We start from the raw sequence: 17496 nt of genomic DNA on the forward strand, positions 1-17496 counted from the left end.
GCTGAGAAAAACTCTCGGCCCTTTTAAAATGGGAGGGAATATGAATCAAGAAGTCTTACTACAAATGATGAGAGCCACTATTCCTCGTGATAGAGCCTTGCTTGAGGCATTTTTATATTACCAAGCAGAGCATTTTGATGAGGAGTGGGATAGTCTTATTCATCAGTTTATGACCAATAGGCAAGAAATAAATAAGTCTGTTCAAGTACTTCACTTTGAGACAGATGTTTCAGCTTTTGTCCAGGCTAGTCCTTATGATACTGCTCATGATCTATTGACCTATACACAAGTTTTCGGCCAAAGTGGTCTTCAAAAACTAGATAAACTATCGCCGTCTGAAAAAAACTTGGTGATAGAAGTGGCCTTGTTCAATCTGGCCACTCGTTTTCAATTATTGGATTCCAATGGACACTACCAAACCATATCGCCGGATTCACTCTTACAAAAGAGTAGGGGAGCTAATTTGGTCAATGTGTATCGTGTGGCTAATAATTTAGCGGATCGTATTAGTCGAGATATTGAACAGTTTCTCTTAACTTACGAGCCTGAGCTTGAAACTAGAGCTGATGAAACTGTTCTAGAAAATGAAGAAACTGTTGATGAGCACAAAACAAGTGTTCATCAAGCAATATCTTTTCGAGAAGAGGGCTCTCTGGTTATTGCTAGTTTGGATGTAGATTTGTCTCAACTAGATGTTCAAATAGGAAAAACCAGTCATCTGCCAGCTTATGAAGAGTTGTCTTTACGACGTAAATTTGAGATTCTAACATATTTTGACCAAATTCGAAATGAACGTTCCAAAGTCCCAAGTTTTAGACGAGGTGATTTTGATACTGAGACGGAAATGACACCAGTCTTTGAGGGCGAGGAGTTACTTACCTATCTAGAAGCTGATGGCACTCCCTATGAGCTGAAACGAACGCTGACCACAGTCGAAGAAAAGGAATTAGAAAAAATTGGACAAGCCATTAGGATAGAAAATCAAGAAAAATTGACTCAGCTAGGGATTGAGCTATCTCAGTTTGAATCAGACCAAGTCGGTATTTTATTGGATGCAGCAGGTCGTTTTCGTTTGAAAAATGCGGACCTTGCTTTACTAGGTGGCTATCCCAAAGCCTCGGTAACTCAACTAGCCCTTGCGACAGAACTACTCCAAATGGGACTAAGTCATGAAAAGGTTGAATTTTTCTTTGGTAGCCAGCTTTCCCTTGAAGAGTTGCGACAGGTTGCTTACGCCTTTTTACATGAAGAATTAAGCAGAGAAGATGCGGAACGATTTGAAAAGGATAAGGGCAATCAGCCAGATTTAACCCTCAGAGATTGGAAGAGCAAGCTAGAGAAAGCTGAGACGAAAGTAGTGGTTGATGAAGAATTTGCGGAAAATCCACTGGTTCAGAGAGTATTGGACACTTATCCTCTGGGGTCATTGGTTTCCTATAAGGGACAGGACTTTGAGGTCGTGTCGGTCAGCGATGCTCGATTGAATGGTTTGATTCGGATTGAGTTAGTCAATGACTTTTCGGATATCATTGAACAAAATCCAGTTCTTTATGTGAGGACCTGGGAAGAAGTCAGTCAGGCACTTCATCAGCCAAAGGCAGAACCACAAACAGAGTTAGAAGAAGCGGACCAAGAACTAAATCTTTTTTCATTTCTGGAAGAGGAGCCAGTTCAGAGTATTGGACTATTGGAACCAGATGATTCAGAAAATGGTCATAACGATACTGATCTTGAAGAATCAGATAGTCAAATTCCTGAAGAGGAAGTCGTCGAAACAATTCCAGAGATTCCAGTAACGGACTTTTATTTTCCAGAAGATATGACGGACTTTTATCCAAAGACTGCTAGAGATAAGGTTGAGACAAACATTGCGGCTATTCGTTTGGTAAAAAAACTAGAAGTAGAGCACCGCAATGCTTTACCAAGTGAACAAGAACTCCTTGCCAAGTATGTAGGCTGGGGTGGACTAGCCAATGAATTTTTTGATGACTATAATCCAAAATTTTCTAAGGAACGAGAAGAACTGAAAAGCCTAGTCACAGATAAAGAGTATTCGGATATGAAACAGTCCTCTCTGACAGCCTATTATACAGACCCTGCCCTTATCCGTCAGATGTGGGATAAGTTGGAAAGTGATGGCTTTACAGGTGGCAAAATCCTAGATCCTTCCATGGGAACAGGGAATTTTTTTGCAGCAATGCCCAAACACTTAAGAGAAAAGAGTGAGTTATATGGTGTGGAATTAGATACTATTACAGGAGCTATTGCCAAACACCTTCATCCCAATAGTCACATTGAAATTAAGGGCTTTGAGACGGTGGCTTTTAACGACAATAGTTTTGATTTGGTGATTTCAAATGTGCCCTTTGCCAATATACGAATTGCGGATAACAGGTACGATAGGCCTTACATGATTCATGATTACTTTGTCAAAAAGTCACTTGATTTGGTCCATGATGGTGGACAAGTAGCGATTATCTCTTCCACAGGAACTATGGATAAGCGAACAGAAAATATTTTACAAGATATTCGTGAGACAACTGAATTTCTTGGTGGGGTTCGACTGCCTGATTCTGCCTTTAAGGCCATTGCAGGAACGAGTGTCACAACGGATATGTTATTCTTCCAGAAACACTTAGACAAGGGATATGTGGCAGACGACTTAACCTTTTCAGGTTCTATTCGTTATGATAAGGATAGTCGTATTTGGCTCAATCCTTATTTTGATGGGGAATACAATAGCCAAGTGCTAGGAACCTACGAGGTTAGAAATTTTAACGGCGGAACACTTTCTGTTAAGGGGGCTAGTGATGACTTGATTGCAAGTGTCCAAACTGCTCTAAATCACGTTAAGGCCCCAAGAGAGATTGATAGAAATGAGGTCATCGTTAATCCAATTGTGTTGACCAAACAAGTCATTGATACCTCCATTCCAGCTGAAATGAGGGAGAATCTAGGTCAGTACAGTTTTGGTTATCAGGGTTCTACAGTTTACTATCGAGATAACAAAGGTATTCGAGTCGGAACCAAGACGGAAGAAATCAGTTACTATGTCGATGAAGAGGGCAACTTCAAAGCATGGGACACCAAACATTCTCAAAAGCAGATTGATCGCTTTAATGCCTTAGAAGTGACTGATAACACTGCTCTGGATGTCTATGTGACCGATGATGCAGCCAAACGTGGTCAGTTTAAGGGTTATTATAAAAAGACAGTTTTCTATGAAGCTCCTTTGTCTGATAAAGAAGTGGCACGAATCAAAGGAATGGTGGACATTCGAAATGCTTACCAAGAGGTCATTGCCATTCAACGCCATTATGACTATGATAAGAAGACCTTTAGCCACTTGTTAGGCAAACTCAATCGTACCTATGATAGCTTTGTCAAACGTTATGGGTATTTGAATAGTGCTGTGAACCGCAATCTTTTTGATAGTGATGATAAGTATTCGCTTCTGGCTAGTTTGGAAGATGAACGTCTGGATCCAAGTGGAAAGTCTGTTATCTATACTAAATCTCTTGCCTTTGAGAAGGCTCTAGTGCGTCCTGAAAAAGAGGTTAAAAAGGTACATACAGCCCTTGATGCCTTAAATTCCAGCTTGGCTGACGGACGAGGTGTTGATTTTGCTTATATGATGTCTATCTATCAGGTTGAATCGCAGATGACCTTGATTGAGGAGTTAGGTGACCTCATTATGCCTGATCCTGAGAAGTATTTGAATGGGGAGCTGTCCTATGTTTCTCGCCAAGACTTTCTGTCAGGTGATGTCGTTAGCAAGTCAGAAGTGGTGGACCTATTTGTCAAACAAGACAATCAGGACTTTAATTGGTCACATTATGCAGGGCTACTAGAAACGGTCAAACCAGCCCGCATTACTTTGGCAGACATTGATTATCGAATCGGTTCACGCTGGATTCCTTTGTCTATTTACGGAAAATTTGCCCAAGAAACCTTTATGGGGAAAGCCTATGAACTGTCAGACCAAGAAGTAGCAACAGTCCTTGAAGTCAGTCCCATTGACGGGGTTATCACTTACCAATCGAAGTTTGCCTACACCTATTCCAACGCAACGGATAGGAGTTTAGGTGTCCCTGCTTCACGCTATGATAGTGGTCGAAAAATCTTTGAAAACCTCCTGAATTCCAATCAACCAACCATCACAAAACAAGTTGTCGAAGGGGATAAGAAAAAGAATGTGACGGATGTAGAGAAAACAACAGTCCTGCGTGCCAAGGAAACACACCTACAGGAACTCTTTCAAGATTTTGTAGCAAAATATCCAGAAGTCCAACAGATGATTGAAGACACCTATAACAGTCTCTATAATCGTACAGTATCAAAGACCTATGACGGTAGCCATTTAACAATTGATGGACTTGCCCAGAATATTTCCTTACGTCCTCACCAAAAGAATGCCATTCAACGGATTGTGGAAGAAAAACGAGCACTCCTAGCTCATGAAGTCGGTTCAGGTAAAACACTTACCATGCTTGGAGCTGGTTTCAAGTTGAAAGAATTAGGGATGGTGCATAAGCCTCTCTATGTGGTTCCTTCTAGTTTGACTGCTCAGTTTGGTCAAGAAATCATGAAATTTTTCCCAACCAAAAAAGTCTATGTGACCACCAAGAAAGATTTTGCCAAGGCCAAACGCAAACAGTTTGTATCACGTATTATCACAGGAGATTATGATGCCATTGTCATTGGGGATTCACAATTTGAGAAGATACCGATGAGTCGTGAAAAACAGGTCGCCTATATCAATGACAAACTCGAGCAACTCAGAGAAATCAAGCTAGGAAGTGACAGTGATTATACGGTGAAAGAAGCGGAGCGTTCGATTAAGGGGCTAGAACACCAGTTGGAAGAACTCCAAAAACTGGAACGAGATACCTTTATCGAATTTGAAAACCTTGGCATTGATTTTCTCTTTGTGGATGAGGCTCATCACTTCAAGAATATCCGTCCAATCACTGGACTTGGAAATGTCGCGGGAATCACCAACACCACTTCTAAAAAGAATGTGGATATGGAGATGAAGGTGAGACAAGTTCAGGCAGAGCATGGAGATAGAAATGTTGTTTTCGCGACGGGAACACCAGTCTCGAACTCCATTAGTGAACTTTTCACTATGATGAATTATATTCAGCCCGATGTCTTGGAACGATACCAGGTATCCAATTTTGACTCATGGGTTGGGGCTTTTGGGAATATCGAAAACTCTATGGAACTAGCCCCGACAGGTGATAAATACCAACCTAAGAAACGGTTCAAGAAATTTGTCAATTTGCCTGAACTCATGCGAATCTACAAGGAAACTGCCGATATTCAGACATCAGACATGCTTGATTTACCTGTTCCTGAAGCTAAGATTATTGCGGTGGAAAGCGAGCTAACGCAAGCTCAGAAATACTATTTAGAAGAGCTGGTAGAGCGTTCAGACGCTATCAAGTCAGGTAGTGTTGACCCAAGTAGAGATAATATGTTAAAGATAACCGGGGAAGCTAGAAAACTAGCTATTGATATGCGGTTGATTGACCCTGCTTATACCTTAGCGGACAATCAGAAAATCCTTCAAGTAGTTGATAATGTCGAGCGGATTTACCGTGAAGGAGCTGAAAACAAAGCCACTCAGATGATTTTCTCTGATATTGGAACCCCTAAAAGTAAGGAAGAAGGTTTTGATGTTTATAATGCACTGAAAGCTTTGCTGGTTGATCGAGGGATTCCAAAAGAAGAAATTGCCTTTGTCCATGACGCCAATACTGATGAAAAGAAAAACTCACTGTCTAGAAAGGTCAATAGCGGAGAAGTGCGGATTCTCATGGCTTCGACGGAAAAAGGTGGAACGGGTCTAAACGTGCAATCACGAATGAAAGCTGTTCACCACTTAGATGTTCCTTGGCGCCCCTCAGATGTAGGACGGATTTTGCGGACATTCAAAATAAAAAAGAATGTGATATATTAATCACAAATCACTTATCACAAATCACAAGTGATTTGTGATTGTTGATGATAAAATAAGAATAAGAAGAAATAGAAAGAAGTGAGTGATTGTGGGAAATTTAGGCGCACAAAAAGAAAAACGAAATGATACACCAATCAGTGCAAAAAAAGATATAATGGGAGATAAGACGGTTCGTGTTCGTGCTGACTTGCACCATATCTTAAAATTTTGTATAATAGGAATTGAAGTTAAATTAGATGCTAAAAATTTGTAATTAAGAAGGAGGGATTCGTCATGTTGGTATTCAAAATGCGTAATGTAGATAAAACATCTACTGTTTTGAAACAGACTAAAAACAGTGATTACGTAGATAAATAAATACGTTAGATTAATTCCTACCAGTGACTAATCTTATGACTTTTTAAACAGATAACTAAAATTACAAACAAATCATTTAACTTCTGTATTTATTTACAGATGTAATCACTTCAGGAGTGATTACATGAACAAAAATATAAAATATTCTCAAAACTTTTTAACGAGTGAAAAAGTACTCAACCAAATAATAAAACAATTGAATTTAAAAGAAACCGATACCGTTTACGAAATTGGAACAGGTAAAGGGCATTTAACGACGAAACTGGCTAAAATAAGTAAACAGGTAACGTCTATTGAATTAGACAGTCATCTATTCAACTTATCGTCAGAAAAATTAAAACTGAACACTCGTGTCACTTTAATTCACCAAGATATTCTACAGTTTCAATTCCCTAACAAACAGAGGTATAAAATTGTTGGGAATATTCCTTACCATTTAAGCACACAAATTATTAAAAAAGTGGTTTTTGAAAGCCATGCGTCTGACATCTATCTGATTGTTGAAGAAGGATTCTACAAGCGTACCTTGGATATTCACCGAACACTAGGGTTGCTCTTGCACACTCAAGTCTCGATTCAGCAATTGCTTAAGCTGCCAGCGGAATGCTTTCATCCTAAACCAAAAGTAAACAGTGTCTTAATAAAACTTACCCGCCATACCACAGATGTTCCAGATAAATATTGGAAGCTATATACGTACTTTGTTTCAAAATGGGTCAATCGAGAATATCGTCAACTGTTTACTAAAAATCAGTTTCATCAAGCAATGAAACACGCCAAAGTAAACAATTTAAGTACCGTTACTTATGAGCAAGTATTGTCTATTTTTAATAGTTATCTATTATTTAACGGGAGGAAATAATTCTATGAGTCGCTTTTGTAAATTTGGAAAGTTACACGTTACTAAAGGGAATGTAGATAAATTATTATGAAGATTTATATAAATCGAATGAGCAACTAAAAAAATATGCAGAAACAGATTTACCAAAAAGAATTGATTACGTAAAAGGCAAATACAAAGAGGTAGTGCGTGATTACAATGATTTGGCAGATAGATTTAATAATAATTTAGAGAAAATTGATTCGTTGGAGAAAGAGAATAAATCGTCGTATGAGAAACGTTAATGCCACGATCATATAAGATTTCTTGAACTTCACGATAGCTAAGGTTATAACGAAGATAGTAGCCCACGGCTACAATAATCACATCCTGCTGAAATTGCTTTCCTTTAAAATGATTCATCGTCATTCCTCCTGCTATCTTTTTCTATTATTCTACCTTATTTGATAGTAGATTTAAAACTTTGCAACAGAACCGCACTTTATGATATAATGGCGTTGTTATAAAAAAAATAATAGAAAGGAAAGGAAGGCAGATGAGATAACAGATCAGTTACTTTACTTTTACCAGAAAGGGTGTAAGCTAAAACTTAGGCTAGCCATTGCGCTAGCGATTTGGTACAATAAGGGGGAAGTTGAATTATATTTGAAACGATAGGAGGGAGAAGCAAATGAAATCTACAACTAAAGTAACATTTAAAGAACTCCATGTATAGGTGGCTGTGACAAGCTTTACATGGAGTGGAATAATTATTGTCCGAAGCCACCTTTGCAATTGCTAGTACTAACGCAAAGGAGGATATGAAAATGCAATACAAAATAATTAATGGTGCCGTTTACTATGATGGTAATATGGTGTTGGAAAACATCGATATTGAAATCAATGATAATGAAAAGATTGCTATTGTTGGTAGAAATGGATGTGGAAAAACAACCTTGCTAAAAGCTATTATAGGCGAAATTGAATTAGAAGAAGGAACTGGTGAAAGTGAGTTTCAAGTAATAAAGACCGGTAACCCTTATATTAGCTATTTAAGACAGATGCCTTTTGAAGATGAAAGTATATCAATGGTGGATGAAGTCCGTACGGTATTTAAGACGCTTATTGATATGGAAAACAAGATGAAACAGCTGATAGATAAAATGGAGAATCAATATGATGATAAAATCATCAATGAATACTCTGATATCAGTGAAAGGTATATGGCTCTTGGAGGTCTAACCTACCAAAAAGAATATGAAACGATGATTCGTAGTATGGGTTTTACTGAAGCAGATGATAAAAAACCCATTTCTGAATTTTCAGGTGGTCAGCGAACTAAGATAGCTTTTATAAAAATACTTTTAACAAAGCCAGACATTCTATTACTTGATGAACCTACTAACCACCTTGATATAGAAACAATACAATGGTTGGAGAGTTATTTGAGAAGTTATAAATCTACATTGGTTATTATTTCCCATGATAGAATGTTTCTTAATCGAATTGTGGATAAGGTTTATGAAATCGAATGGGGAGAGACCAAATGTTATAAAGGTAATTATTCAGCCTTTGAGGAGCAAAAACGAGAAAATCATATCAAACAGCAAAAAGATTACGACTTGCAACAGATAGAAATTGAAAGGATTACACGCTTGATTGAACGTTTTCGTTATAAACCTACGAAAGCTAAAATGGTGCAATCTAAAATTAAATTATTACAGCGTATGCAAATATTAAATGCACCAGACCAATACGATACAAAAACTTATATGTCTAAATTTCAACCGAGAATCAGTAGTTCAAGGCAAGTATTAAGTGCTTCAGAACTTGTGATAGGCTATGATACTCCTCTTGCAAAGGTTAATTTCAACCTTGAAAGGGGACAGAAGCTTGGAATTGTTGGGAGTAATGGTATTGGTAAATCCACGTTGCTTAAAACACTTATGGGTGGTGTGGCAGCATTGTCTGGAGATTTTAAATTCGGATACAATGTTGAAATTAGCTATTTTGACCAACAGCTTGCTCAAATCAGTGGAGATGATACACTATTCGAAATTTTTCAAAGCGAATACCCTGAGCTAAATGACACAGAGGTCAGAACTGCTCTTGGCTCATTTCAGTTTAGTGGAGATGATGTTTTTAGACCGGTGTCCTCTTTGTCAGGTGGAGAAAAGGTTAGATTGACATTATGTAAATTATTATATAAACGTCCTAATGTTTTAATCTTAGATGAACCGACAAACCACATGGATATTATTGGAAAAGAGAATTTAGAGAATATCTTATGCAGTTATCAAGGTACAATTATTTTTGTGTCACATGATAGATATTTTACTAATAAGATTGCTGACAGATTACTTGTTTTTGATAAGGATGGTGTAGAGTTTGTACAATCTACTTATGGTGAGTACGAGAAAAAAAGGATGAATTCTGAAAAGCCATTTAATAACATTAAAGTTGAGCAGAAAGTAGAGAAAAATAACACAGTAAAAGGCGATCGTAACTCCATTGAGAAGGAGAAGGTTAAGAAGGAGAAACGAATTGAAAAGCTTGAAGTGTTAATAAATCAATATGATGAAGAATTAGAAAGATTGAATAAAATCATTTCTGAACCAAACAATTCTTCTGATTATATAGTACTGACGGAAATACAAAAATCAATTGATGATGTTAAAAGGTGTCAGGGTAATTATTTTAATGAATGGGAACAGTTGATGAGAGAATTGGAAGTTATGTAATTTTTGAGTTATGCAATAAGGATGTAAAAGTGTTAATGATACATTCTGGTTGTTGAAAATGTAAAAAAATTAATGAATTTTTATTAGATATAATCGCTATGTGAAGACCTTTTGAGTTTGCCGCATAGCGGTTTTTATTATCTATACTTTGGAATTGTCAAGAAAAGTGTAGTCGTATAAACTCACTAAATTTCCTTTGATTGTTATGCTGCCAGAAGTTGTTCTTCCAGCTGAACAAAATTATTACGATTTATATGAAAAGTTGTTGCCTGGATGCCAATTCCATAAAATGGGTTGGGCAATGGGGGTTGTCTGGACAAAATAACTTAAAGCTGTGGCTTTGAAAAGTTGAATTTGTGATTGTTTTCAGAGCTATCGGGTGCTTTAGTATAAATAACAATGAATAAAAAATCAGCCTGTATCTTATGTTACTATTAAGTAATTTAAGATACAGGTTTTACTATTTTTGAAATAAGTACCTTCCACTTCAAATACATGTATTCAAAGTGAAAGTATTGATTTAAATGATTCTTTTGTAATTTACTCTTGATAAGATCCTAAGCACTTAGATACAGACTTGTTTAAGAAGAAGTCTGAGCTTGATAAAGTTAAATCTGAAATTACTAAGGCTAAACAAGATTTAGAGCGTATCAAGAAAGAGGAATCTACTACTAGACAAAAAGCTCAGCGTAATGAAAAGAGAGTCGCTGAAGCTAAAGAGAAGATGATTCAATTTGAAGATAATGAGGCTTATTTCAATCAGCTTGAGCATGATAATCTTATGCTAGATCTTGAGAATAAAGAGCTGAAACGTAAACTATCATTGATGAAGCGTGCTTTTAATCAGTTGAAGTCTTTTGTTAAGTCTTACAAATTAAAAGAGGGTGGTATGTGGGAACAAGCTAAGAAGAACCTATTTCAATTCCTCGGTAAAGAGAGATATGATGAGTTTCAAGAGATTAGACACGAAGATGAAAAGAGTAAGCTACCCAAACGTGTGTTTAATGACTTTGAACGCTAATAGAAGAAGCAAAAAAAAGAGTACTTTAAAGATTCTAAGCAAGTTACAACTGAACAGGTTAAAACGCTTGTTAGTGGCGTTTTAGACAAAGTAAAAGAATTTGTAAAAGGTGGAGAATTTGAAAAAATTCATAGAAATGAAACTCAAACACGAGATAGAGATGAATTAAGTCGTTAGAAGCTCATATTTGCGTTCTAAGACGTTTTAAATCAATTCGAGTATTTACACGTGATTATTACTTTTCGTCGGCATAAGCGTTTAAAATGGCTATAAATAATAAAGACAAGGGCGAACAACGTGAGCAACGTTTACCCTTGTCTTTTTATTTTAGGCATTTAGCTTTTGCTGAGCGACGAAAAGTAATTACGTGATAAAGCTACTTTTCAGAGGCATGATCAAACGCATTGCGTTTGTCAGGGGTGGGCGGAAGCCCACGGTTTTTAAAAGGGTTTTTGCGGAGCAAAATACCCTTTTCTTCTTATCTTGATACTATTAGGGGTCCCGAGCGCCTACGAGGAATTTGTATCGATAAGAAATAGATTTAAAAATTTCGCTGTTATTTTGTACATTTAACTTGACGGTGACATCTCTCTATTGTGAGTTATTAGTGGTACAGTTTTCAACCGTTTTAATTATAAAAAAGTGGTGCATTTTTAAATTGGCACAAACAGGTAACGGTTATTGCAGGTGTATTTCTTATCTATGGGTTTAACATGGATTTTATCATTAAAATCATGAGTATTGTCCGAGAGTGATTGGTCTTGCGTATGGTTAACCCTAAAGTTATGGAAATAAGACTTAGAAGCAAACTTAAGAGTGTGTTGATAGTGCATTATCTTAAAATTTTGTATAATAGGAATTGAAGTTAAATTAGATGCTAAAAATTTGTAATTAAGAAGGAGGGATTCGTCATGTTGGTATTCAAAATGCGTAATGTAGATAAAACATCTACTGTTTTGAAACAGACTAAAAACAGTGATTACGTAGATAAATAAATACGTTAGATTAATTCCTACCAGTGACTAATCTTATGACTTTTTAAACAGATAACTAAAATTACAAACAAATCGTTTAACTTCTGTATTTATTTATAGATGTAATCACTTCAGGAGTGATTACATGAACAAAAATATAAAATATTCTCAAAACTTTTTAACGAGTGAAAAAGTACTCAACCAAATAATAAAACAATTGAATTTAAAAGAAACCGATACCGTTTACGAAATTGGAACAGGTAAAGGGCATTTAACGACGAAACTGGCTAAAATAAGTAAACAGGTAACGTCTATTGAATTAGACAGTCATCTATTCAACTTATCGTCAGAAAAATTAAAACTGAACACTCGTGTCACTTTAATTCACCAAGATATTCTACAGTTTCAATTCCCTAACAAACAGAGGTATAAAATTGTTGGGAATATTCCTTACCATTTAAGCACACAAATTATTAAAAAAGTGGTTTTTGAAAGCCATGCGTCTGACATCTATCTGATTGTTGAAGAAGGATTCTACAAGCGTACCTTGGATATTCACCGAACACTAGGGTTGCTCTTGCACACTCAAGTCTCGATTCAGCAATTGCTTAAGCTGCCAGCGGAATGCTTTCATCCTAAACCAAAAGTAAACAGTGTCTTAATAAAACTTACCCGCCATACCACAGATGTTCCAGATAAATATTGGAAGCTATATACGTACTTTGTTTCAAAATGGGTCAATCGAGAATATCGTCAACTGTTTACTAAAAATCAGTTTCATCAAGCAATGAAACACGCCAAAGTAAACAATTTAAGTACCGTTACTTATGAGCAAGTATTGTCTATTTTTAATAGTTATCTATTATTTAACGGGAGGAAATAATTCTATGAGTCGCTTTTGTAAATTTGGAAAGTTACACGTTACTAAAGGGAATGTAGATAAATTATTAGGTATACTACTGACAGCTTCCAAGGAGCTAAAGAGGTCCCTAGCGCCTACGGGGAATTTGTATCGATAAGGGGTACAAATTCCCACTAAGCGCTCGGGACCCCTTGTAGGAAAATGTCCTAAGTGTGGCAACAATATTGTATTAAAAAAATCGTTTTATGGTTGTTCAAATTATCCTGAATGTACCTTCACTTTAGCTGAACATTTTAGAAAGAAAAAACTCACCAAAACAAATGTAAAAGAATTACTAGAGGGAAAAGAAACCCTGGTAAAAGGAATCAAAACGAAAGATAGAAAGTCCTACAATGCCGTTGTAAAAATCGGAGAAAAGGGATATATTGATTTTATATCTTTCTCAAAATAAACATAAAAGCCCTTTAAAGAGGGCTTTTGAGGTAACAGACAATGGCAAAGACAATTTTTGAGGAAATGGGCGGCAAATACGAAAGGCAAGGCGATTATTTAATACCGTGCTTAACTGTACCCGCCGAAGAAGAACAGCCGATAGGCATCTGGGGACAGCGGCATTTGGATTATCTGAAGCATCACTGCAAAGTTACATACACCAATCTTCTTACAAGCGGCAGACTTAACGCTTACCTTGCCGACATTGACAGACAGGCACAGGAACGCTTTGAAAGGCTCATAGAGGGTATGAAACAGGCACAGGGCATAACGGAACAGCTAAAGGCAGAAAACGCCTTAGAATGGACAGGATGCCTCAATAACATAAGGGCTTGTGCGAGGGAGATTGTGGAAAAGGAAATTATTTTTGCATAAACAGATGATTAGTGGCAGGGGGAAATCCTGCCGCTTTTTCTGCTTTAGTTTGTCAGCTTGACAAATAAAGGGTTAAGGAATATAATTAGATTCAGTATTATACAAGGAGTTAATAAATATGCGGCAAGGTATTCTTAAATAAACTGTCAATTTGATAGTGGGAACAAAAAGTAGCAGTCCCGTTTCACTTTTAATATGGGGCTTAGTTTTTTGTACCCAGTTTAAAAATACTTTTATCATGTAATTTTATATGCCCGAAAACATATAAGTGTTTTGGGGCTATTGGAGTTATTTACCCAGTGATAGGAGTATTTATCACTGGGTATTTTTATGCCCTTTTTTGGGTGTTGATAGGAGGAAAATCACATGAAAATAATTAACTTAGGCATTCTGGCTCACGTTGACGCAGGAAAGACAACATTAACGGAGAGTTTATTGTATACCAGTGGTGCAATTGCAGAACCAGGGAGCGTAGATGAAGGCACAACAAGGACAGATACAATGAATTTGGAGCGTCAAAGGGGAATCACTATCCAGACAGCAGTGACATCTTTTCAGTGGGAGGATGTAAAAGTCAACATTATAGATACGCCAGGCCATATGGATTTTTTGGCGGAAGTATACCGTTCTTTATCCGTATTAGACGGAGCAGTATTATTAGTTTCTGCAAAGGATGGCATACAGGCACAGACCCGTATACTGTTTCATGCACTACAGACAATGAAGATTCCGACAATTTTTTTCATCAATAAAATTGACCAAGAGGGGATTGATTTGCCAATGGTATATCGAGAAATGAAAGCAAAGCTTTCTTCGGAAATTATAGTGAAGCAAAAGGTTGGGCAGCATCCCCATATAAATGTAACAGACAATGACGATATGGAACAGTGGGATACGGTAATTATGGGAAACGATGAACTATTAGAGAAATATATGTCAGGGAAACCGTTTAAAATGTCAGAACTGGAACAGGAAGAAAACAGGAGATTCCAAAACGGAACGTTATTTCCCGTTTATCACGGAAGCGCTAAAAACAATCTGGGGATTCGGCAGCTTATAGAAGTGATTGCCAGTAAATTTTATTCATCAACGCCTGAAGGTCAATCTGAACTATGCGGGCAGGTTTTTAAGATTGAATATTCAGAAAAAAGGAGGCGTTTGGCTTATGTGCGTCTGTACAGCGGCGCATTGCATTCGAGGGACGTTGTCAGAATATCAGAAAAAGAGAAAATAAAAATTACAGAGATGAGTATTCCTACAAACGGTGAATTGTGTTTAGCAGATACGGCTTACTCTGGTGAAATTGTAATTTTACCAAATGATGTTTTGCAGCTAAACAGTATTTTGGGGAACGAAATACTGTTGCCGCAGCGGGAATCTATTGAAAATCCGCTCCCTATACTCCAAACAACAATTGAAGTAAAGAAATCCGAACAGCGGGAAGTGTTACTTGAGGCGCTTACAGAAATCTCAGATGGCGACCCTCTTTTAAAGTATTACGTGGATACTACAACGCATGAAATTATACTTTCCTTTTTGGGGAAGGTACAGATGGAAGTTATTTGTGCCATTCTTGAGGAAAAGTATCATGTAGAGGCAGAAATAAAAGAACCTACTGTTATATACATGGAAAGACCGTTAGGAAAAGCAGAATATACCATCCATATTGAAGTGCCGCCGAATCCTTTCTGGGCTACTATTGGATTATCAGTAGAACCGCTCCCTCTTGGGAGCGGGGTGCAGTATGAAAGCCGGGTTTCACTTGGGTATTTAAACCAATCATTCCAAAATGCAGTTATGGAAGGAGTTCGTTATGGTTGTGAGCAAGGGATGTATGGATGGGAAGTGACAGACTGTAAAATCTGTTTTGAATATGGTGAGTATTATAGTCCCGTAAGCACCCCGGCAGATTTTCGGCTGCTTTCTCCTATTGTATTGGAGCAGGCTTTAAGAAGAGCGGGGACAGAATTATTAGAACCATATCTCTATTTTGAAATTTATGCACCGCAGGAATATCTCTCACGGGCGTATCATGATGCTCCAAGGTATTGTGCAGATATTGTAAGTACTCAGATAAAGAATGACGAGGTCATTCTGAAAGGAGAAATCCCTGCTAGATGTATTCAAGAATACAGGAACGATTTAACTTATTTCACAAATGGGCAGGGAGTCTGCTTGACAGAGTTAAAAGGATACCAGCCAGCTATTGGTAAATTTATTTGCCAACCCCGCCGCCCGAATAGCCGTATAGATAAGGTTCGGCATATGTTCCACAAGTTAGCTTAACAGCTTGCAAAAGTCATATAAAATGAGATTTGAAAGGATTAGAGACTAATTATGATGAAATGCGAATGGATATTGTGTCCTGTTTGTGGGAGCAAAACCCGTAATAAAATTAGGAAGGACACTGTTTTGGAGAATTATCCCCTTTATTGTCCAAAATGCAGACAATGACTGCCTCAGACTTTAAGGCCTTGGCAACTGGGAACCCTTATCTCAAACTCAAAATGGAGTTGGAAAATGAACTGACAGTTTTAGAGAATCAAAAACGAGCCTTTAATCGCTCCAAAGACGAGTATCGCCATACCATTTCCTATAGCGAGAAGCACCTCCCTATCATGGAAAAACGGTTGAGTCAATATGATAAGGATATTGCCCAATCTTTGACAACAAAGTCGCAAGATTTTGTCATGCGATTTGACAATCAAGCAATGGATAATCGTGCTGAAGCTGGGGATTATCTGCGAAAACTCATCTCCTATAACCGCTCAGAAACTAAGGAAGTTCGGACTCTGGCCAACTTTAGAGGATTTGATTTGAAAATGACAACACGAGCTCCTAGTGAGCCCATGCCAGAGACTGTCTCTTTAATGATTGTAGGAGATAATCAGTATACTGTCGCCCTTGATTTGAAATCAGACGTGGGAACCATTCAACGGATTAGTAATGCCATTGACCATATTATAGATGACCAAGAAAAGACGCAAGAGCTGGTAAAAGATTTAAAAGATAAACTACGAGTAGCCAAAATAGAAGTTGAGAAAGTCTTTCCCAAGGAAGAAGATTATCAGCTTGTAAAGTCTAAGTATGATGTTTTGGCTCCCTTGGTAGAAAAAGAAGCAGAGATTGAGGAGATAGATGCAGCTTTGGCCAAGTTTAGTGAAGATACAACACCCCAAAAGAAGCAACAAATAGCACTCGAGATATAAGAAAAAAGGCTGACAAATAATTTTGAACGCGGTAAAATGAAGTCAAGAAATCACAAAAGGAGAATAGATCATGACCCAAACACTAGAAGAAATGCGTTATCAACTAGAAGAATGGTTGTCACAAGGCTTTACTAGTTCAGAAGATAGGGCAAACTACCAAACTTTAAAGGAACAGTATGAAGATGAAACTCTTGATTATAGCTTTTCAAAGCGTGAAATTACTGGACAGCTGGAACTCATCATCACAAGTCGTGAGAATGATTTTCCAAACTTAGATGAGGTGACGAAGGCGGAATACCTTGATTTGGTTGCCCAACTTGATGATTTAGACAAGAGACAGGCTGACTACTATCGCAAGCAATTAGCCTAGAAAGAGGTGCAAGATGTTGGAGCAAATTCTACAAAGTCTTTTGATTATCGCAGCAATAGGACTGATGTTGCTTGTCCTTTATCAGATTGTGAAAGTTTCAGGTGCTTTATTTCTTATCGGACTCATCAGTGGATTAGTCTTTATTGAAATATATGGAATTTACCTCTTTTTTACAGAAAGATACCTTTATACAGAAGATTTAGCCACCAATGGTATTTGGAGTTTTACAGGATTTTTTATTGCTTTGAATCTATTTTTAGTTTTTAGTATTATTATGAAGTGGTGGAGAAATAGAATAGTTTAACACGGA

General features: G+C 37.3%; 11 protein-coding genes and 7 pseudogenes. 17 read left to right on the forward strand and 1 reads right to left on the reverse strand.

Annotated elements, in window-relative coordinates; all coding sequences use genetic code 11:
• Positions 1-40: 40 nt before the first annotated feature.
• From PHA78_RS04740 to erm(B) (PHA78_RS04755), 4 genes and pseudogenes are all read left to right on the forward strand, one after another.
• A complete protein-coding gene (locus PHA78_RS04740) occupies positions 41-5965 on the forward strand; it encodes an SNF2-related protein (RefSeq protein ID WP_272158505.1) in 5925 nt (1974 codons plus the stop codon).
• 82 nt (positions 5966-6047) lie between these two features.
• A pseudogene (locus tag PHA78_RS04745) lies at positions 6048-6170 on the forward strand (peptide-binding protein); the annotation flags it as partial.
• A 68-nt stretch (positions 6171-6238) separates the two neighbouring features.
• Entirely contained in the window at positions 6239-6322 is an 84-nt protein-coding gene (locus PHA78_RS04750) for a 23S rRNA methyltransferase attenuator leader peptide ErmL (protein WP_032498970.1), read from the forward strand.
• 124 nt (positions 6323-6446) lie between these two features.
• The gene (gene erm(B), locus PHA78_RS04755; RefSeq protein ID WP_002321849.1) at positions 6447-7184 is read left to right on the forward strand and encodes a 23S rRNA (adenine(2058)-N(6))-methyltransferase Erm(B); all 738 of its coding nucleotides are present in this window, start codon (positions 6447-6449) and stop codon (positions 7182-7184) included.
• A gap of 237 nt (positions 7185-7421) precedes the next feature.
• On the opposite strand, the pseudogene PHA78_RS04760 reads toward erm(B) (PHA78_RS04755), so the two are convergent.
• Positions 7422-7565, reverse strand: a pseudogene (locus tag PHA78_RS04760) (IS6 family transposase); the annotation flags it as partial.
• Positions 7566-7969: 404 nt separating this feature from the next.
• On the opposite strand from PHA78_RS04760, the gene optrA reads away from it, so the two are divergent.
• The 13 genes and pseudogenes from optrA to PHA78_RS04815 all read left to right on the forward strand — a co-directional run bounded on the left by optrA (position 7970) and on the right by PHA78_RS04815 (position 17490).
• Positions 7970-9883: an ABC-F type ribosomal protection protein OptrA gene (gene optrA / locus PHA78_RS04765; RefSeq protein WP_443033305.1), complete on the forward strand. Its 1914-nt coding sequence runs from the start codon at positions 7970-7972 to the stop codon at positions 9881-9883.
• Positions 9884-10112: 229 nt separating this feature from the next.
• Positions 10113-10208 (forward strand): annotated as a pseudogene (locus PHA78_RS12550) (class I SAM-dependent methyltransferase); the annotation flags it as partial.
• Positions 10209-10460: 252 nt separating this feature from the next.
• On the forward strand, positions 10461-10904 hold the full coding sequence (locus PHA78_RS04770; RefSeq protein WP_105139501.1) for a hypothetical protein: 444 nt from the start codon (positions 10461-10463) through the stop codon (positions 10902-10904).
• Between the two features lie 779 nt (positions 10905-11683).
• A pseudogene (locus tag PHA78_RS12470) lies at positions 11684-11767 on the forward strand (MLS leader peptide); the annotation flags it as partial.
• Positions 11768-11815: 48 nt separating this feature from the next.
• A complete protein-coding gene (locus PHA78_RS04775; protein ID WP_032498970.1) occupies positions 11816-11899 on the forward strand; it encodes a 23S rRNA methyltransferase attenuator leader peptide ErmL in 84 nt (27 codons plus the stop codon).
• A gap of 124 nt (positions 11900-12023) precedes the next feature.
• Entirely contained in the window at positions 12024-12761 is a 738-nt protein-coding gene (erm(B), locus tag PHA78_RS04780; RefSeq protein WP_002321849.1) for a 23S rRNA (adenine(2058)-N(6))-methyltransferase Erm(B), read from the forward strand.
• A gap of 169 nt (positions 12762-12930) precedes the next feature.
• Positions 12931-13191, forward strand: a pseudogene (locus PHA78_RS04785) (topoisomerase DNA-binding C4 zinc finger domain-containing protein); the annotation flags it as partial.
• A 41-nt stretch (positions 13192-13232) separates the two neighbouring features.
• Positions 13233-13607: a TnpV protein gene (locus tag PHA78_RS04790; RefSeq protein WP_001140406.1), complete on the forward strand. Its 375-nt coding sequence runs from the start codon at positions 13233-13235 to the stop codon at positions 13605-13607.
• Between the two features lie 366 nt (positions 13608-13973).
• Positions 13974-15893: a tetracycline resistance ribosomal protection protein Tet(O) gene (gene tet(O), locus PHA78_RS04795; protein ID WP_272158507.1), complete on the forward strand. Its 1920-nt coding sequence runs from the start codon at positions 13974-13976 to the stop codon at positions 15891-15893.
• 51 nt (positions 15894-15944) lie between these two features.
• Positions 15945-16058: pseudogene (locus tag PHA78_RS04800) on the forward strand (cysteine-rich KTR domain-containing protein); the annotation flags it as partial.
• Positions 16052-16816 (forward strand): annotated as a pseudogene (locus PHA78_RS04805) (helicase SNF2); the annotation flags it as partial. The pseudogenes PHA78_RS04800 and PHA78_RS04805, both read left to right, overlap by 7 nt.
• Positions 16817-16886: 70 nt before the next feature.
• Positions 16887-17186 (forward strand): DUF5962 family protein, encoded by a 300-nt coding sequence (locus PHA78_RS04810; protein WP_272158508.1) that lies wholly within the window; start codon positions 16887-16889, stop codon positions 17184-17186.
• A 13-nt stretch (positions 17187-17199) separates the two neighbouring features.
• Complete coding sequence (locus tag PHA78_RS04815) at positions 17200-17490, forward strand: DUF5966 family protein (protein WP_272158509.1); 291 nt, start codon at positions 17200-17202, stop codon at positions 17488-17490.
• Positions 17491-17496: the final 6 nt, after the last annotated feature.

It is taken from the genome of Streptococcus sp. HN38, from assembly GCF_028335765.1.
Lineage (GTDB): Bacteria > Bacillota > Bacilli > Lactobacillales > Streptococcaceae > Streptococcus > Streptococcus suis_P.